The 18,836-nt window shown below is 70.5% G+C and carries 14 protein-coding genes; 7 read left to right on the forward strand and 7 right to left on the reverse strand.

Going from position 1 to position 18,836, the window contains the following annotated elements:
* Positions 1–211: 211 nt before the first annotated feature.
* From ACXKZB_RS14805 to ACXKZB_RS14830, 6 genes are all read right to left on the reverse strand, one after another.
* Positions 212–1,093: a cation-transporting ATPase gene (locus ACXKZB_RS14805; protein ID WP_488823640.1), complete on the reverse strand. Its 882-nt coding sequence runs from the start codon at positions 1,091–1,093 to the stop codon at positions 212–214.
* Between the two features lie 103 nt (positions 1,094–1,196).
* A complete protein-coding gene (locus tag ACXKZB_RS14810; RefSeq protein WP_488823641.1) occupies positions 1,197–2,471 on the reverse strand; it encodes an FAD-binding protein in 1,275 nt (424 codons plus the stop codon).
* 17 nt (positions 2,472–2,488) lie between these two features.
* Positions 2,489–4,084, reverse strand: a complete 1,596-nt coding sequence (araA, locus tag ACXKZB_RS14815; RefSeq protein WP_488823642.1) for an L-arabinose isomerase — start codon at positions 4,082–4,084, stop codon at positions 2,489–2,491.
* The gene (locus ACXKZB_RS14820) at positions 4,081–4,791 is read right to left on the reverse strand and encodes an L-ribulose-5-phosphate 4-epimerase (RefSeq protein WP_488823643.1); all 711 of its coding nucleotides are present in this window, start codon (positions 4,789–4,791) and stop codon (positions 4,081–4,083) included. The genes araA and ACXKZB_RS14820 overlap by 4 nt, the downstream gene beginning before the upstream one ends.
* Complete coding sequence (locus ACXKZB_RS14825; RefSeq protein WP_488823644.1) at positions 4,788–6,518, reverse strand: xylulokinase; 1,731 nt, start codon at positions 6,516–6,518, stop codon at positions 4,788–4,790. The genes ACXKZB_RS14820 and ACXKZB_RS14825 overlap by 4 nt, the downstream gene beginning before the upstream one ends.
* 483 nt (positions 6,519–7,001) lie before the next feature.
* Complete coding sequence (locus ACXKZB_RS14830) at positions 7,002–8,015, reverse strand: LacI family DNA-binding transcriptional regulator (RefSeq protein ID WP_340195792.1); 1,014 nt, start codon at positions 8,013–8,015, stop codon at positions 7,002–7,004.
* A 171-nt stretch (positions 8,016–8,186) separates the two neighbouring features.
* Here ACXKZB_RS14830 and ACXKZB_RS14835 point away from each other — a divergent pair, with 171 nt between their 5' ends.
* The 4 genes from ACXKZB_RS14835 to ACXKZB_RS14850 are packed head-to-tail and all read left to right on the forward strand — an operon-like array spanning position 8,187 to position 13,460.
* Positions 8,187–10,184: a glycoside hydrolase family 127 protein gene (locus ACXKZB_RS14835; protein ID WP_488823645.1), complete on the forward strand. Its 1,998-nt coding sequence runs from the start codon at positions 8,187–8,189 to the stop codon at positions 10,182–10,184.
* A gap of 4 nt (positions 10,185–10,188) precedes the next feature.
* A complete protein-coding gene (locus tag ACXKZB_RS14840) occupies positions 10,189–11,496 on the forward strand; it encodes an ABC transporter substrate-binding protein (RefSeq protein ID WP_488823646.1) in 1,308 nt (435 codons plus the stop codon).
* A gap of 47 nt (positions 11,497–11,543) precedes the next feature.
* Positions 11,544–12,503, forward strand: a complete 960-nt coding sequence (locus tag ACXKZB_RS14845) for a carbohydrate ABC transporter permease (RefSeq protein ID WP_340195795.1) — start codon at positions 11,544–11,546, stop codon at positions 12,501–12,503.
* A 3-nt stretch (positions 12,504–12,506) separates the two neighbouring features.
* The gene (locus ACXKZB_RS14850) at positions 12,507–13,460 is read left to right on the forward strand and encodes a carbohydrate ABC transporter permease (protein WP_123314062.1); all 954 of its coding nucleotides are present in this window, start codon (positions 12,507–12,509) and stop codon (positions 13,458–13,460) included.
* 192 nt (positions 13,461–13,652) lie between these two features.
* Here ACXKZB_RS14850 and ACXKZB_RS14855 read toward each other — a convergent pair whose 3' ends face one another.
* Positions 13,653–14,702, reverse strand: coding sequence for a LacI family DNA-binding transcriptional regulator (locus ACXKZB_RS14855; protein ID WP_222658331.1), 1,050 nt, complete (start codon positions 14,700–14,702; stop codon positions 13,653–13,655).
* Positions 14,703–14,883: 181 nt separating this feature from the next.
* Here ACXKZB_RS14855 and chvE point away from each other — a divergent pair, with 181 nt between their 5' ends.
* The 3 genes from chvE to mmsB all read left to right on the forward strand — a co-directional run bounded on the left by chvE (position 14,884) and on the right by mmsB (position 18,832).
* Positions 14,884–16,011, forward strand: a complete 1,128-nt coding sequence (chvE, locus tag ACXKZB_RS14860) for a multiple monosaccharide ABC transporter substrate-binding protein (protein ID WP_488823647.1) — start codon at positions 14,884–14,886, stop codon at positions 16,009–16,011.
* A 102-nt stretch (positions 16,012–16,113) separates the two neighbouring features.
* Positions 16,114–17,664, forward strand: a complete 1,551-nt coding sequence (gene mmsA, locus ACXKZB_RS14865; RefSeq protein ID WP_488823648.1) for a multiple monosaccharide ABC transporter ATP-binding protein — start codon at positions 16,114–16,116, stop codon at positions 17,662–17,664.
* A complete protein-coding gene (gene mmsB / locus ACXKZB_RS14870) occupies positions 17,651–18,832 on the forward strand; it encodes a multiple monosaccharide ABC transporter permease (protein WP_111086259.1) in 1,182 nt (393 codons plus the stop codon). Before mmsA ends, mmsB begins: the two co-directional genes overlap by 14 nt.
* Positions 18,833–18,836 lie beyond the last annotated feature (4 nt).

An 18,836-nucleotide genomic window follows, 5' to 3' on the forward strand; every position in this document is an offset into this window, starting at 1 on the left:
GGGGCTCCTCGTGGGAAGGGTGGTGGCGACCGTGCGGCAGTCGCTGCGGTTCCGCGGATCGGGTCACCGGGCGGCGTCCATCCTGACACCGCTGCGGTCACCCGTCCGAATTCCACGTGCGAAGGACGTCGCACGACGAAACAATCCAAGTCCCGTGCGACGTCCGACTATTCCCGATGGATCTGCACTGCTTCCACCCCGAGGGCGAGGGTCAGCGGTCGAACAAGCCCCCGAGGAAGTCGTTGCCGAGGTTCGACGCCTGCTCGCCGAGGCCGGATGCCTGCTCGCCGAGGCCACCGAGGAGCTGTTCGCCCTCGCCCGCGATCCCCTCGAAGCCACCGCCGAGGTCGGCGCCGAGGTCTCCGAGCCCGAGGTCGCCGATGCCCGAGGCGATGCCGTCGAAGTCGACGCCGAGGTTCGCGGCCTCCGCCAGCACGGGGCCGGCGGCGGCGCTCAGCACCGCTCCCCCGGCGACGGCGACGCCGAGGCCGCCGAGCGCCATCGCGCCGGCGCCGACAGCGGCACCACCGGCGAAGGCGCCACCACGGCCGCGGCCGTTGCCGTTGCTCGAGCCGCCGAGGACGCGTCGGATCAGACCCGGACGCGACATCTCACCGCGCGTCATCGCGCGCGCCATGCCGCCCGCCGAGTCGTCGCGCAGGTGCTCGTGCGGCGGCAGTTCGGAGTTCAGGCGGTTGCGCACCTGCTGCCGCTGCGCCGGGGTCAGCCGGGCGAACGCGTCGTGGTGGACCTGCTCGAGCTGGTCCGGCGACGAGGTGCGGAGCAGGTAGTCGTACTTCGCCAGGGCGACCTTGTCGGAGTCGGCCGGGCCGTGCTGCTGCGGCTGGCCGTACTGCTGCTGCTGCTGCGGGTGGCCGTACTGCTGCTGTCCGTACTGCTGCTGGGGCCGCTGCTGCTGGCTCCGGTCGTCGCCGGTCAGCCGGTCCGCAGCGCCGCGGACGACGTCACGCCAGTCGGTCCCGCCACCGCGCTGCGCTCCGTTGCCGGGCGCACCGTCCCCCTGCCCACGCTTCTGGAGCTGCTTGTCGATGACCTTCGAGGCCATGCCGAGGATGCGGTTGAAGTTCGCCATGCCCCGACCTTTGTGGATGCACATGTGCGCTCCCAGCGACGAACCGGCGGGTCGCCCGCACATCCGGTGGGCATCCCCTGTGAGCTGCGCCAGTGACGCCCCGTCAGGACAGGACGCGCGCCAGGTACGCGTTGCGGAACCGCCCCGTGGGGTCGACGTCACGGGCGACCGCGGCGAAGTCCGACAGCCGCGGGTACACCTCGTGCAGACGCTCGACGCTCACGCCGGACACCTTCCCCCAGTGCGGCCGTGGGTCGAAGGGCGTGAGCGCCTCCTCGATCCGCGACACCGCGGTCGCTACGGCAGCGGCGTCCCGACGGAACGTGAAGTGGATGCCGACCGACTGCCGACCGGACGACGGCGCGAGCCACGCGGTGTCGGGCGCGATCGTGCGGAGCTCGGCGGCGATGAGGATCGGCGCGAACACCGGTTCGAGCGGACGGAGTGCCTCGAGCGCCGCAACGGCCGAGGCCGCGGGGATCAGGTACTCGGCCTGGATCTCGGCGCCCGTCGACGGGGTGAACGTGGACCGGAAGTGCGGCAGCCGCTCGGCCCACGGACCGGGGACGCCGCCCTGCTCGGTGACGCCGGCCGGGTCGTTCTCCCCCGGGTGCACGGGGCCGGTGGCGGGCCGCGCGCCGAGGGCGACGAGGTCGACGGTCGGTGCGGGTTCGTCGGTGCGGTGCTTCACCCAGACCTGCCGGGCGCCGCGGTCGTCGAACGACGTGAACATCGACACCGAGTACGCGTCGGACATCACCTGGTCGAACTGCGCGGCGACGGCGTCCCACGGCAGGTCGAGGTGCACGGTCGTGGCGACCTGGAACGTGGGCTCGATCGCGAGCTCCACGGCGGTGACGATGCCGAGCGCGCCGATGGCCACCCGGTGGGCGTCGAGGGCGCCGTCCGGCGAGGACGCATCGACGTGCGCGAGCTCGCCGGAGGCGCGCACCACGTCGAGTCCGACCACCGCCTGCGCGAGCGACGGGTTGCGGACGCCGGAGCCGTGCGTGCCCGTGGCGACGGCCCCGGCCGTGGAGATGTGCGGCAGGGACGCGAGGTTCCCGAGTGCCCAGCCACGGGCCTCCAGACCGGCCGCGACCTGACTGTGCGTCATGCCGGCGGCGACGCGGACCACGCGCCGCGACGTGTCGATGTCGAGCACCGGCGGCAGGTCCTGCAGCGACACCTGCACGGCGTCGGTGTCGGCGATGGTGTTGAACGAGTGTCGCGAGCCGAGCGCCGTCAGGCGCGGCGTCGACGCGACGAGCCGCTGGAGCTCGTCCGTCGACGTCGGGCGCACCAGCGCCGAGGCGCGGTAGGTGACGTTGCCCGCCCAGTTCGTCCGCGTGCGCTCGGCCGCGATCACGTCGTCCATCGTGGGGTCCTGACTCCTCAGAAGCCGCGGTCGAGACGGTGCCACGTCTGCTGGAGACGCAACTCGTCGCGGAACCCGCGGGCGGTGGTGTGCTCGTCGATGACCAGGAACTCGGTGCCGACCATGGTGGCGAGGTCCTCGACGACCTGCAGACCGACGGCCGTCGTCATGACGGTGTGGTGGGCGGCGCCGGCGGTGAGCCAGGCCTCGGCGGCGACGGGGAACGACGGGCGCGGCTCCCAGACGGCACGGCCGACCGGCAGCTTCGGCAACGCCGAGGTCGGGGGCACCACGTCGACGACGTTCGCGGTCAGGCGGAAGCCGTCGCGGGTGTCGGAGAGCGCCACGACGACGGCCTCGCCGGAGTCGGCGGTGAAGACCAGGCGCACCGGGTCGTCCTTGCCGCCGATGCCGAGCGGGTGGATCTCGAGCGTCGGCTTCGTGGTGGTGAGCGTCGGGGAGACCTCGAGCATGTGCGCCCCGAGGATCTTCTCGGCACCCGGGGTGAGGTCGTAGGTGTAGTCCTCCATCAGGCTCGCACCGCCGGGCAGACCGGCGCCGGCGACGTTCATCGCGCGGACCAGGACGGCCGTCTTCCAGTCACCCTCGGCGCCGAAGCCGTAGCCGTCGGCCATCAGGCGCTGCACGGCGAGGCCGGGGAGCTGCTTGAGCGTGCCGAGGTCCTCGAAGTTCGTGGTGAAGGCGGCGGACCCGTTCTGCTGCAGGAGCGTGCGGAGGCCGATCTCGATGGCCGCGCCGTCGCGGAGCGCGGCGTGCCGTTCGCCGCCGTCGCTGCGGAGTGACGGGTCGACGTCGTAGGCCGCTTCGTACTGCGCCACGAGCGCGTCGACCGCTGCCGTGTCCGCTGCAGCAGCGTCCACCGCTGCCGCGAGCTCGTTGACGGCCCAGGTGTTCACCTGCACGCCGAGCTCGATCTCCGCCTCGGTCTTGTCGCCCTCGGTGACGGCGACGTAGCGCATGTTGTCGCCGAAGCGGGTCAGCTTCAGCTCGCGGACGGCTGCAGCACCGGCTGCGGCACGGGTCCAGTTCGACACGCGCTGCTGCACGCGCGGGTCCGAGACGTGCCCGACGGCGGTGGCGTGCCGGACGCCGAGGCGCGCCAGGGCGTAGCCGAACTCACGGTCGCCGTGCGCTGCCTGGTTGAGGTTCATGAAGTCGAAGTCGATGTCCGCCCAGGGCAGCGTGACGTTCGCCTGCGTGTGCAGGTGCAGCAGCGGCTTCGTCAGCGCCTGCAGGCCGCCGATCCACATCTTCGCGGGACTGAACGTGTGCATCCAGGTGGTGACACCGATGACCTTGTCGTCGGCGCTCGCCTCGATCAGGGCGCGGCGGATGCCGTCGGCGTCCTTCAGGACGGGCTTCCAGACGAGCTTCACCGGCAGGTGCCCGGCGAGTTCCGCGTGCACCGCCTTGCTCTGCTCCTCGACCTGGCGCAGGGTCTCCTCGCCGTAGAGCCCCTGGGAGCCGGTGAGGAACCAGACCTCGTAGCCGTCGAGCGTGGCCTGGGGGTCGACGGTGGTGTCCGGCGTCGTGGTGTCGTGTGTCGGGGTGTCGTGCGTCGGGGTGTCGTGCGTCGGGGTGTCCTGCGTCATCGCATGGCTCCTTCGGGGTTCTGTCCGTAGACGTTCTGGTAGCGATCGAAGAGTCGATCGATGTCTGCTTCGGCGATCGGGACGACGTCTCCGCCCTGCTTCGCGATGTGCACCGTCCGGGCGACGTCCTCGCACATCACGGCCGCCTTGACGGCGTCCTTCGCGTCCTTGCCGATGGTGAAGACGCCGTGGTTCTGCATCAGGACCGCGCGGCTCCGGTGTCCGCTGAGGGTCTCCACGATGCCGTGGCCGATCGAGTCGTCGCCGATGATCGCGAACGGGCCGACGGGGATCGGGCCGCCGAACTCGTCGGCCATCGCGGTGATCACGCACGGGATGGGTTCCGCTCGTGCGGCCCACGCCGTCGCGTACGTCGAGTGGGTGTGCACGACGCCGCCGACCTCGGGCATGTTCCGGTACACGTGGGCGTGCGCGGCGGTGTCGGAGGACGGGCCGTGCTCGTTGCCCCAGCCGTCGGCCGGCTGGCCGTCGAGGGTGCAGACGACCTGGTTCTCCGGGGTCAGGTCGTCGCTCGAGACGCCGCTCGGCTTGATGACGAACAGGTCCGTGCCGGGCACGCGCTCGGAGACGTTGCCGCCGGTCCAGATCACCAGGCCGTAGCGGACGAGTTCGCCGTGCAGGCGGGCGACGCGCTCGCGGGTGGCCGCGACGGCCCGCCGGGTGTCGTGGTCGGTTGCGCTGGTCATCTGGTCACTTCCTGCTCTGCCGGGAGGCGCGGCTCGGCTCCCGCCGTCCCCTCGCCCCGGGTCGTGGTCGCGCCGGCGCCGGGGGCGGCTGCCGCACCGGTTCCGGTCGCGTCTGGTCGGGTCGCCGCTGCCGCCACGGCCTGGACGGGCAGGGCAGCGCGGTACCGGCCGAGGTACGTCTGGAAGCCCTCGACGTCGCGCGGCCCTGGCTCGGCCACGTGCACGGCGTCCCCGCCGAACACGGTGTCCGACAGGTAGTCGGCGAGCTGCTGGTCGGTGTGCTCGAGGTAGGCGGCCAGGACGGCGATGCCCCACGCCCCGCCCTCGCCCGCGGTCTCCTCGAGGGCGATCGGAACCCGCAGTGCGGCGGCGAGCAGTCGCTGCGGGGCACCGGGCGTGCGGAAGAGCCCGCCGTGCGCGGTCATCCGGTCGACCTGCACCTGTTCGCCGTGCAGCACGTCCATGCCGATCGCCAGGGTGGCGAACGCGCCGTGCACCTCGGAGCGGACCAGGTTGCCCAGGGTGAAGCGGGCGTCGGGGGTGCGGAGCAGCAGGGGTCGGCCGTCCTCGACGTGGGTGACGGGTTCGCCGGCCAGGTAGTTGAAGGAGAGCAGGCCGCCGGCGTCGGGGTCGGCCCGTTCGGCTTCGTCCAGGAGGACCCGGAACACGTCATCCGTCGGCATCGGACTGCCCGATGCCTCGGCGAAGCGTCCGAACACCCGCGCCCAGCTGGCGATCTCGCTCGCGCCGTTGTTGCAGTGCACCATCGCCACGGCGTCGCCGGACGGGGTGGTCACGACGTCGAGCTCCTCGTGCGGGGTGCTGAGCGGGTGCTCGAGGACCACCATCGCGAAGATGCTCGTGCCGACGCTGACGTTGCCGGTGCGGGGGGCGACGGCGTTCGTCGCGACCATGCCGGTGCCGGCATCGCCCTCGGGCGGGCACAGGGGCGCACCGGGGCTGAGCGAGCCGGTGGGATCGAGCCACGCGGCGCCCTCGGGGGTCAGGGCTCCGGCTTCCTCGCCCGCGACGAGCACCTCGGGCAGGACCGCACGGAGGTCGGGGACGTGCTCGCCGAGCAGGTCCTGCGTCGTGGCGAGCATGTGCCCGTCCCAGTCGCGGGAGCCGGGCTCGCCCGGGCCGCTGTCGACGGGGCCGCTCTCGATCGGGAAGACACCGGAGGCGTCCCCGACCCCGAGCACGTTCCGACCGGTGAGTCGTCGGTGGACGTAGCCCGCGAGGGTCGTGATGCCCGCGACCTCGGCCACGTGCGGCTCGTCGTCGAGCACCGCCTGGTACAGGTGTGCGATCGACCAGCGGAGCGGGACGTTGAAGGACAGGGCCTCGCTGAGCCGTTCGGCGGCGGGTCCGGTCGAGGTGTTGCGCCAGGTCCGGAACGGCACGAGCAGCTCGCCCGCGGCGTCGAACGCCAGGTAGCCGTGCATCATCGCGCTCACACCGACGGCGCGGAAGGTGGTCGGACGCACGCCGAACTGCGCTTCGACGTCGGCGACGAGCGCGGCGTACGCGGCCCGGAGGCCGGTCTCGACGGCGTCGAGCGAGTAGGTCCAGCGGCCGTCGACGAACTCGTTCTCCCACTCGTGGGACCCGGCGGCGATGGGCACGAGGTCCTCGTCCACCAGACACGCCTTGATGCGGGTGGAGCCGAGCTCGATCCCGAGTGTCGTGCGGCCGTTCGCGACCTGCTGGGTGGGGTCGTCGCCCATGCGTTCCTCCAGAACTCCGTCGTCCTCCGTGAGCGCTCACATCCTGGCACGTGAGCGCTCACTCTCGCAATGCCCGGGCGCGCCGCCCCGCTCACGCCCGTCGGGGTTCCACAACACGCCGCCCGGTGAACGCATCCGCGGAGAGGACTCGCCCGACCCCCTCCCGCCGAGGTTCCACAACGCGCCGCCCGCGCACCGCCCAGGTTCCACGATCGGCTCGGATCCGCGCCCAGATGCCGAAATCTCGGAACCCCGGGCGCCGAGCGGCAACCCGGGCGCCGAGCGGCAACCCCGGGCGGCGGCCTTCGGCGCGGTCCGTCCAACTCCTCGGCGCCGAAGACTCGCCCGGCCCCCTCCCGCCGAGGTTCCACAACACGCCGCCCGCGCAACGCCCAGGTTCCACGATCGGCTCGGATCCGCGCCCAGATGCCGAGATTTCGGAACCTCGGGCGCCGAGCGGCAACCCCGGGCGACGGGCGCCGACTACGGGCCGGCGGTGCTCTCGCGGATGACGAGGGCCGGGGCGACCGATGCCGAGGCCGCCGCACCGCCGTCGATCAGGCCGAGGAGCGCCTGCCCCGCCACACGCCCGAGCTCCTCGAGCCGCAGGTCCACCGTCGTCAGCGGCGGCCGCGAGGCGAGCGCCATCACGTCCCAGTCGTCGAAGCCCGTGACGGCGACGTCGCCGGGCACCGATCGTCCGAGCTCCCGCAGCCGATCGCACACGCCGCGGGCGATCTGGTCGCTGCCGCACACGATCGCGTCGACGTCGGGCGACTGCCGGGCCAGCACGTCGACGGCCTGGCGCCCCCACCGTTCCGACCACTCGCCGAACAGCGGCGGCGTGACGAGCCGCGACCCGAGCACGGAGGCCGCCCCCGCCACCCGGCGTTCGGCGGAACGGTGCCGCGAGGGCCCGGTGACGACGGCGACGCGTGACCGGCCGAGGGTGAGCACGTGGGCGGCGACGGCCGCGCTGCCGGCCTCGTCGTCGAGGGTGATCGAGACGTCGTCGGCCGAGGTCGACGGGGTGAAGGCGTAGACCACGGGGATGGACACGTCGATCGGCGGCCGGGCGTCGGCGGAGCGGCCGGTGACGATGATGCCGTCGACCCCGCGGGCCGCGAGTGAGCGCAGGTAGTGGGCCTCGCGGACGTGGTCGTCGCGGGTGTCGCACAGCAGGACGGCCATCTGCCCGGCGGACAGGGCGTCCTCGGCGCCGAGCAGCACCGGGATCGAGAACCGGCCGAAGGAGTCGGTGGTGATCATGCCGACCGTGTAGGTGCGGCCCGACGACAGCGCGCGGGCCCGGGCGTCGCCGACGAACCCGAGCTTCTCGGCGGCGTCCTTGACCCGTGCCCGCGTGGAGTCGCGGAGCTGCCCAGTGCCGTTGAGCGCCTTCGACGCCGTGCCGATCGACACCCCGGCGAGCGCGGCGACGTCGGTGATGCGGACGGGCTGCGCGCCGCGGTCGACACCGGTGCGCTCGAGGGTCACGGCAAGGTCCTTTCCGGATCGCGGGAGGTGACGATGAGCATACGCAGAAAACCCGTCACGCCCCTTGCGCGGTGCAGATCCGTGTCGTAACGTCCACCGCAGAAACCGTTTTCCGAATGCTGCCTCGCCGGCGGCGTCGGGACGGTACCAGTCACATCGCAAGGAGGCGACATGACCACCACGCTCGCGACCGACAGTCGTGCACACACCGCGACCCCGGTCCTCCCCACCGCTGACGCGCACCTGACGCTCCGGCCACTGCCCACGGGCGACGCCCGGATCACCGGCGGGTTCTGGGCACTCCGGCAGGAGCGCAACGGCCGTGACGCGGTCCGCGGCGGGTACGCCCTGCTCGAGACCGCCGGCAACTTCCGGAACCTGCGCATCGCCGCGGGGCTCGAGGAGGGCGAGGCCACCGGCCCGATCTTCATGGACTCCGACGTGACGAAGTGGCTCGAGGCGGTGGCGTGGGAGTACGGCCGGGCCCCGTCCGAGGACCTGCTCGACCTGCAGCGCGAGGTCACCGCCCTGTACGCCCAGGCGCAGGCCGACGACGGCTACCTCGACTCGGTGCAGCAGATCCGTGGGAAGGGCGAGCGGTACACGGACCTCAAGTGGAGCCACGAGATGTACTGCGCCGGGCACCTGTACCAGGCGGCCGTGGCGCAGCACCGCGCGACGGGCGACACCGGGCTGCTCGAGGTCGCGATCAAGAACGCCGACCACCTCGTCCGCACGTTCGGCGACGGCACGGCACCCGACGGCACGCCGAAGACCCGCGACGTCGATGGCCACCCCGTCGTCGAGATGGGCCTGGTCGAGCTGTACCGCGAGACGGGCAACCGCGACTACCTCGACCTGGCGCACTGGTTCGTCGACGCTCGTGGCACCGGCATCATCGAGCGCGCCGGTGGCGAGCCGACGTACTTCTCCGACCGGGTGCCGAGCCGGCAGGCCACGACCGTCGAGGGCCACGCCGTCCGCGCCGTGTACCTGGCCGCGGGTGCTGTGGACGTCGCGATCGAGACCGGTGACACCGAGCTCCTGGCCGCGAGCGAGACGCAGTTCGCGGACATGATGGCGACGAAGGCCTTCATCACCGGCGGCCTCGGTGCACGCTGGGACTGGGAGGCGTTCGGCGACCCCTACGAGCTGCCCACCGACCGCGGCTACGCCGAGACCTGCGCGGCCATCGGCGGTGTCCAGTGGGCCTGGCGCCTGCTGCTCGCCACCGGCAAGCCGGTCTACGCCGACGCGATCGAGCGCCTGCTGTACAACGCGTTCCTGGCCGGGGTGAGCCTGGCGGGTACCGAGTACTTCTACGTGAACCCCCTGCAGCAGCGGGACCACGCGCACCAGGACGAGAACCGCTCTCCCGCACACGGGCGCCGCGGCTGGTTCGACTGCGCCTGCTGCCCGCCGAACATCATGCGCACCTTCGCGAGCCTGGACGGCTACCTGGCGACGGCGACCGACGGCGGCCTGCAGATCCACCAGTACGCGACCGCGGACCTCGGCCCGGTGTCGGTCGAGACCGGCTACCCGCACGACGGCCGCGTGGTCGTCACCGTCACCGAGGACGGCCCGCTCGCCCTCGGCCTGCGGATCCCGGTCTGGTCGGACACGACGACGGTGCAGGGTCCGGACGGCACCGCGCACCCGGAGCCGGGAACGCTGCACGTCGTCGACCGGCACTGGACCGCCGGTGACACGGTCGAGCTCGTCTTCGACACGACGCCGCACCGGTACGTCGCCGACTCCCGCATCGACGCCGCCCGCGGTCAGGTCGCCATCGAGCGCGGACCGCTCGTGTACGCCGTGGAGCAGGCGGACCAGCAGGGCTTCACGGTCGACGACCTGACGGTCGACGCGGTCGCCCCGATCACCGAGGAACGTCGCGACGACCTGCTCGACGGCATCGTCACGCTGCGCGTTCCCGGACACGCCCCTGCCGCACACGAGCAGGCATCGTGGCCGTACCAGCGGCTGGACGCGACCCGGTCTGGAGGAACGGATCACGCCCTGGACGCGACCAGCGTCGGCGACGCGGCCGGCTCGCAGGGCGCCACCCCGGGCCTCCCGTCGGTCACCGCGACAGCGGTTCCCTACTACGCCTGGGCGAACCGGGGCGCGGCGCCGATGCGCGTGTGGCTCCCGCTGGCGCGGTGACGTCGTGGACCGCAGAGCGTTCCTGGTCGGCGGTGTCGCCGGCGGCGCAGCACTCGCCCTGGCGGGGTGCTCCGGCACCCTGCCGAAGGTCGACGCGAAGGCGGCGAGCTTCGGGAAGGACGCGACCGGCACCGTGCACGTGTGGTGCCGGTCCGCGACCCAGGCCGGGCTGACCTCGGCGGTGGCCGGGTTCAACAAGGCGAACCCGAAGCTGCAGGTCGAGCTGACCCCGGTGCCGGACGGGCAGTACGTGACGAAGCTCGCGACGGCCATCCGCGGTGGTGAGCCGCCGGACGTGGTGGACATCGACGACATCAACTCGCAGCTGTTCATCTTCCGCGAGGCGTTCGCCGACCTGACCGACGTGGTGCAGGGCCTCGACTACTTCGACGCGATCTCACCGGGGCACCTGCGGTTGCTCGAGTACCGCGACCGGTACTATGGACTGCCCTACCTGGCGGACAACTCGCAGCTGTTCGTCAACACCGAGCTGTTCGACCGGGCGGGGCTCGACGTCGAGGAGTCGACGAAGGACCTCTCCACGCTGCTCGACGCGGCGAAGGCCATCCGGAAGCTCGACGACGACGTCTTCGGCTGGTCGATCTCCGGCAACGCCGCCGGCATCATCGGCTTCGTCACGCAGCCGCACGTCTGGGCCACGGGCGTCGACACGATGTCCGGCGAGGTCGGTAAGCAAACGGCGAACATCACCGGCAACGAAGCCCTCGAACGGATGCTCGAGTTCTACCGGCAGCTCTGGAAGGACGGCGTTCTGTCGAAAGCGACGTACGCCGACGCCGGCACGACCTGGGGCGCCGACTTCCGGGCCGGCAAGGTGGGGATCTTCCCGACCTCGTACGGCGCGACCGTGCCCGCGGCCACCAAGGCGATGCGGGCGAAGATGCAGACGGTGCTCATCCCGTCGTGGGACGGCCAGCGGTCGTTCTTCGACGGCGGCGACAACATGTGCATCCCGAACGGGGCGGCGAACCCATCGGGCGGCTGGGCGTTCATGCAGTACGCGAACGGTCTCCAGCAACAGCAGGCCCTGCCCGACGGCGGGTACTTCCCCACCCGCTCGGACGCCGCGACGCCCGAGTACCGGAAGCGGTTCCCGCTGGCGTTCGGCCCGCTCGACGCCATCGAGAAGGGCTACGCGCCGCAGACCCTGGCCTACAACCTGCTCGTCAACCAGCCGTCGTCGCCGTACTTCGCGATGTTCCGCGAGGCCGTGTTCGGTTCGGGCACCGCTGCCGCGATGCGGACGGCGCAGGCGGACTACACCCGCATCCTCGACCAGGTCCAGGCCTGACCGTCCGCTCGTTCGCTCGTTCGCTTGTTGCACAGAGAGGTGCAGACATGACCACCATCTCCACCCGACGGACCGGCGCCGGCCGCCCGACCGTCGGCCGCGGCGCCGGCCGCCCGGGCCGCTCGGGTCCGTCCCGCGGTTCGCTCACGCACCCGCCGCGCGCCGGCGCCGTGCTCGTCACCCCGGCGATCGTCTTCGTCGCGGTGTTCGTCCTCGCCCCGCTCGTGTTCGCGCTCTACATCTCGTTCACGAACTGGCCCCTGATCGGGCCGTACCGGTTCATCGGGCTGCAGAACTACCTGACGCTGTTCCAGGACCCGACGTTCGTGCACGCCATCGGGTACACGCTGCTGTACACCGCGATCGTGACGGTACCGATCCTGGTGCTCGGCTACTTCCTGGCCGTGCTCATCCGGGCACGGCGACGGGGCAGCACCCTGCTGCGGACCGTGTTCTTCCTGCCGTACGTCGTCGGCCTGACCACGCTGTCGTTCATGCTCGTGCTCGAGGCGCAGCCGAACTCCGGAGCCGTCAACATGGTGCTCCGCTGGCTTGGCATCACCGACGGCAGCACGGCCTGGCTCGTCAACGGCCCCCTCGCCACGCTGCTCATCTGCGTGCTCGTGGTCTGGGCGGTGTCCGGGCTGACGATGGTGCTCCTGATGTCGGCGATGCAGGGCATCCCCGACGAGGTGTACGAGTCCGCGCAGCTCGAGGGCGCGTCCTGGTGGCAGACCGAACGGCTCATCACCCTGCCGATGATCCGGTCGACCATCGCCCTCAGCGCCATCATCTCGGTGATCGGTTCGCTGCTCGCGTTCAACCAGTTCTACATCCTGACCCAGGGCGGACCCGGTACCGAGACGACCACGATCGTGAACGCGATCTACAACCGTGGCTTCGTCAACCTGCAACTCGGCGCCGCGACCGCCGAGTCGATCGCCCTCGTCGTCGTCATCGCCGCCGTCACGGTGTTCCAGTTCTGGGCACTGCGAGAGAAGGACTGAGCCATGAGCACCACGACCTCCCGCGCCGGCCTCGCAGCACCGGACCTGTCCACCCGCACCCTGACCACCACCGGCGACGGACACCGACGGCGCCACCACCAGGGCAGCGTCCGGCATCCGCGCGACACCGCCGTCAAGCGCACCCTCTACGTGATCGCCGGCGTCGGGTCGGTGCTCGTCTTCGGCGTCCCGCTGCTGTGGTCGATCCTGCGGGCGTTCCAGTCCGAGGCCGTCATCACGCAGGCAGCCGACCCCGCGACGTTCTTCCAGCTCGGCTGGCAGAACTTCGCGGCGGTGTTCAGCTCGTCGTCGCACCTGCTGACCGGCGTGTTCAACTCGCTGATCGTGTCGATCGCCACCGCCGTGCTCACCGCGGTGATCGCGACGATGGCCGGGTACGGGTTCGCCCGCTTCCGGTTCCGCGGCTCCGGCATCGTGTTCGGCCTGGTGCTGCTGACGATGATGGTGCCGTTCCAGGCGATCCTCACCCCGCTGTACCTCGAGATGAACGCCATGAAGCTCACGAACTCGCTGCTCGGGCTCGTGCTGTTCTACACGACGGTGAACCTGCCGTTCGGGGTGTTCGTGATGCGGAACGCGTTCGAGTCGATCCCGACCGAACTCGAGGACTCGGCGTTCGTCGACGGGGCCTCCCGCTTCCGGGTCGTCGTGTCGGTGCTCCGCCCGCTCCTGCTGCCCGGGGCCGCGACCGCTGCGCTGTACGCCTTCCTGGCGTCGTGGACCGAGTTCCTCGGGGCGCTGACCTTCCTGACGAAGGACTCGCTCTACACGCTGCCGGTGGCGCTGCTCAACCTGCAGACCGGTGCGTACGGGCAGGTGTCGTACGGCAACCTCGTCGCCGGGTCGGTCGTGGCGATGATCCCGTGCATCGCGCTCTACGTCGGGCTGCAGCGGTTCTACGTCGCAGGCCTGTCGTCCGGTGCGTTGAAGGGCTGACGGTCGGGTCAGCTCGGGGCCGGGCCCGCTCGCACCGTGCGGGGTTGCCCGCTCGGTGCGGGACGGCCACGACCTCGCACCGTGCGCCGCCCCTCGGCCGGTGCGGGGTTGCCCGCTCGATGCGGGGTTGTAGCGCCGCACCGAGCGGGCAACCTCGCACCGGCCGCACAACAGCGCACGGTGCGAGGGGCGCTACGCGCTGCGCCGCACCACCAGCTCGGGCGCCAGCAGCGTCTCGTCGCGCGGCTCGCCCTCGACCAGGGCCCGCACGGTGTCGAGCACCCGTTCGCCCATCGCCCGGAAGTCCTGCCGCACGGTGGTCAGCGGCGGCGTGAAGTGCGCGGCCTCGGGCACGTCGTCGAACCCGACCACCGCGATGTCGTCCGGCACGCGCAGGCCCTCGTCGGCGAAGGCGTGGAGCACCCCGAGCGCCATCTGGTCGTTGCCGGCGAACACGGCATCGACGGCCGTCACGTCGATGTGGCGTGCGGCCGCGAACCCGCTCCCCGGCGTCCAGTCGCCGTCGAGCACGACGGGCTCGAGGCCGGCCGCTTCCATGATCCGGACGTACGTGGCACGGCGCACCTCGGACTCCTGCGACACCGGTGGTCCGGCGATGTGCACGATCCGCCGGTGTCCGCGCGCGAACAGGTGCTCCATCACGAGCGACGTCCCCGCTGCCTGGTCGATCGCGACCGCGGCGACGGTCGACGCCGCCGGGGTCCGGACGGCGTCGCGCTGCACGGCGTTGGAGACGACGACCGGCACGGTGACCGGCACGGTGAGCGACCCGAGGGCGTCGAGCACGCGGTTGTCGGCGGCGACGAGCACGATCGCGGCGACGTCCTGCGCGAGCAGCGTGGTCAGTGCACCGGACAGGTCGGACGGCGTCGGGTCCTCGGGCAGGGTCGAGAGCAGCACGTGGTACCCGGCCGAGCGGGCCGCGCGTTCGAACCCGATCGCGGTGCTCGACGGACCGTACAGGGCGTCGCCCGCGGTGATGATGCCGAGCGCGCGGCTCCGGCCGCCGGCGAGTGCCCGGGCGGCGGCGCGGGGCCGGTAGCCGAGTTCGTGGACGGCGTCGGTGACCTGCGTGCGGAACGCGTCGCGGACCGTCGGATCGCCGTTGATGACGCGCGAGACGGTCTGGTGGGAGACGCCCGCACGCTCGGCGACGTCGAAGATCGTCGGCGCCTTCCGGCGTTTGCCGCCCGTGCCCCCTGGGGCGGTCGTGGTCGTCACGAGGCCAACCGTACCGCGCAGTCCGACGCGCGCGGCAAGATCGCGAAACGGTCACGTCGAGTTGACACCCCGTCACGGAACCCACAAGATGTGAGCGCTCACACGAGCACATCCCTCGGGGCACAGCAGCCCCGGCACCTGAGCGCGTCGAGGACGACGCGAGAGGAACAGAGGTACTTCGATGACGAAGCGCAGGATCATCGCGGGCGTTGCAGCCCTCGGCATCGCGATCGCACTCGCCGGCTGCTCGGCCGGTGGCCGTGCGTCCACCGACGGCGGCGGCAGCACCGACAACAAGGGCGCCCTGGTCGGCGTCGCCATGCCGACCAAGGTGTCGGAACGCTGGATCAAGGACGGCGACGCCGTCAAGAGCGACCTCGAGAAGGCCGGCTACAAGGTCGACCTCGAGTACGGCGACAACAAGGTCCAGCAGCAGGCCCAGCAGGTCAGCAACATGATCACGAAGGGCGCGAAGGTCCTCATCATCGCGTCGATCGACGGCGGAGCCCTCTCCGACCAGCTCGACGCCGCCGCCAAGGCCGGCATCAAGGTGATCTCCTACGACCGCCTGCTGACGGGCAACGAGAACGTCGACTACTACGTGTCGTTCGACAACGAGAAGGTCGGCGTCGACCAGGCGACGAGCCTGCTCACCGGCCTCGGCGTCCTCGACGACAAGGGCGAGAAGACCGGCGAGAAGGGCCCGTTCAACATCGAGGTCTTCGCCGGCTCGCTCGACGACAACAACGCCAGCTTCTTCTTCAACGGCGCCATGAAGACCCTCAAGCCGTACCTCGAGGACGGCACGCTGAAGATCCAGTCGGGTCAGGACCAGCTCTCGCAGGCCGCCACGCAGCAGTGGGACCCGGCGACCGCCAAGGCCCGCATGCAGAACCTGGTCGCGAAGTCCTACTCGGGCGGCACCACGCTCGACGGCGTGCTCTCGCCGTACGACGGCATCTCGATCGGCATCATCTCGGCACTGCAGGGTGCCGGCTACGGCACCAGCGACCGTCCGCTGCCGATCGTCACGGGCCAGGACGCCGAGGCGGCCTCGGTCAAGTCGATCATCGCCGGTCAGCAGTACTCGACCATCTACAAGGACACGCGCAAGCTCGCCAAGCAGTCGGTCACCATGGCCGAGGACCTGCTCACCGGCAAGAAGCCCGAGGTCAACGACACGAAGAGCTACGACAACAAGGTCAAGGTCGTCCCGACCTTCCTCTTCCAGCCGACGGTCGTCACGAAGGACAACTACAAGGAAGTCCTCGTCGACTCGGGCTACTACACCGAAGCCGACCTGAAGTAGTCGCAACCCACCTGTCGGACAGGAGGCACGGGTCGACCCCGCCCCGTGCCTCCCGTCCGCCCCATCCGCGCGCCACGGCGCGCACCACGGAAGGCGGTCGACGTGACGGACACGATCCTCGAGATGCGTGACATCACCAAGACGTTCCCCGGCGTGAAGGCCCTGCAGGGCGTCTCGATCGAGGTCCAGCGTGGCCAGGTCCACGCCATCTGCGGCGAGAACGGCGCCGGCAAGTCGACCCTGATGAAGGTGTTGTCGGGCGTCTACCCGCACGGCTCCTTCGAGGGGCAGATCCTGCTCGACGGCGCACCGGTCTCGTTCGCGGACATCAACGACTCCGAGGCCTCTGGCGTCGTCATCATCCACCAGGAGCTCGCGCTGAGCCCGTTCCTGTCGATCGCCGAGAACATCTTCCTCGGCAACGAGCGGTCCAAGGGCGGCTTCATCGACTGGAACAAGACCAACCTCGCCGCCGCCGAGCTCCTGCAGCGCGTCGGCCTCAAGGACAACCCAGTCACGAAGATCGTGGACATCGGCGTCGGCAAGCAGCAGCTCGTCGAGATCGCGAAGGCACTGTCGAAGAAGGTCAAGCTCCTCATCCTCGACGAGCCCACCGCCGCCCTGAACGACGACGACTCCGCGCACCTGCTCGAGCTCATCCGCTCGTTGCAGGCCGAGGGCATGACGGCGATCATCATCAGCCACAAGCTCAACGAGATCAAGGCGATCGCCGACAAGGTCACGATCATCCGCGACGGCAAGACCATCGAGACGCTCGACATGCACGCCGACGACGTGTCCGAGGACCGCATCATCCGCGGCATGGTCGGCCGCGACCTGTCGAACCGGTACCCCGAGCACGATCCCCAGATCGGCGAGGAACTCCTGCGGATCGAGGACTGGACGGTCCACCACCCGCTCGACGGGTCGCGCGAGATCATCCACCAGGTCAACCTGAACGTGCGCGCCGGCGAGATCGTCGGCATCGCCGGACTGATGGGCGCCGGGCGGACCGAACTCGCGATGAGCGTGTTCGGCAGGTCGTACGGATCCGGCATCAGCGGGACCGTCTACAAGCGCGGCGAGCCGATCAAGACCCACACGGTGTCACAGGCGATCGACCACGGCATCGCGTACGTCACCGAGGACCGCAAGCGGTACGGCCTGAACCTGATCGACGACATCAAGCGGAACATCTCCGGGTCGGCGCTCGGGAAGCTCGCGAACTGGGGCTTCGTCAACGCGTCCGAGGAGACCACGGTCGCCGGGCAGTTCCTGAAGAACCTCAACATCAAGGCACCGAACGTCGACGTCGTCACGGGCAAGCTCTCCGGCGGCAACCAGCAGAAGGTCGTCCTGTCGAAGTGGATGTACACCGATCCTGACGTGCTCATCCTCGACGAGCCGACCCGTGGCATCGACGTCGGTGCGAAGTACGAGATCTACACGATCATCAACAGCCTCGCGGACCAGGGCAAGGGGGTCATCGTGATCTCCTCGGAGCTCCCGGAGCTCCTCGGCATCTGCGACCGCATCTACACGCTCTCCGAGGGCACCATCACCGCTGATGTGCCCCGCTCCGAGGCCACCCCAGAGGTCCTCATGCAGTACATGACCCAGGAACGGGAGACCCCTGTCAATGAACGCGCTTAAGTCCGCCGCCGGCTACCTCACCGGGCAGCTCCGACAGATCGGCCTGTTCATCGCGCTGATCGTCATCGTCGTCTTCTTCCAGGTGACGACCAACGGCATCACCCTGGCCCCGATCAACGTCTCGAACCTGATCGTCCAGAACAGCTACATCCTCATCCTCGCCATCGGCATGGTCATGGTCATCATCGCCGGCCACATCGACCTGTCGGTCGGGTCGGTCGTCGCCTTCACCGGCGCGATGGCCGGCGTGATGATCACGCAGTGGCACATCCCGTGGCCGATCGCCGTCGTGCTCTGCCTGGTCGTCGGTGCGCTCGTCGGCGCCTGGCAGGGGTTCTGGATCGCCTACTTCGGGATCCCGGCGTTCATCGTCACCCTGGCCGGCATGCTCGCCTTCCGCGGTGCGGCGCAGATCGTGCTGCACAACCAGCAGATCTCGCCGTTCCCGGACGGGTTCCGCGCCCTCGGGTCCGGCTTCCTGCCGTCGTTCGGCACCACCGGTTACGAGCCGCTCACGATGATCCTCGGCTTCGCCGCCGCGGCCGTCATGGCCGTCACCGCGTTCCGCGGCCGCGCCACCCGCCGCAAGTACCAGCTCGAGAGCGAACCGTTCGCCTGGTTCATCGTGAAGCTCGTCTTCGGCGTGGTGCTGGTCGTCTACGTTGCCCTGCTGCTCGCGAGCTACAACGGCACCCCGATCGTGCTCGTCATCCTCGGCGCGCTCGTGGTGATCTACTCGGTCATCATGCGGAGCGCGGTGTTCGGCCGACACGTCTACGCCATCGGCGGCAACGCCCTGGCCGCGCAGCTGTCCGGCGTGAAGACCAAGCGCGTCACGTTCATGCTCTTCGTTAACATGGGTGTCATCTCGGCCCTGGCCGGCGTGGTCTTCACCGGTCAGCTCAACCTGGCGGCCCCGGGTGCGGGCAACGGCTTCGAGCTCGACGCCATCGCCGCGGTGTTCATCGGTGGCGCGGCGGTCACGGGCGGCATCGGCACGGTCCCGGGCGCCATCGTCGGTGGTCTCATCATCGGCCTGCTCAACAACGGCATGTCGATCCTCGGCGTCGGCACCGAGTACCAGTCCCTGATCAAGGGCCTGGTCCTGCTCGCCGCCGTCGCGTTCGACGTGTTCAACAAGCGTCGGGCGGCCGCCGCGCGCAAGTAGGGCG

The organism is Curtobacterium sp. ABR8 (assembly GCF_057812125.1).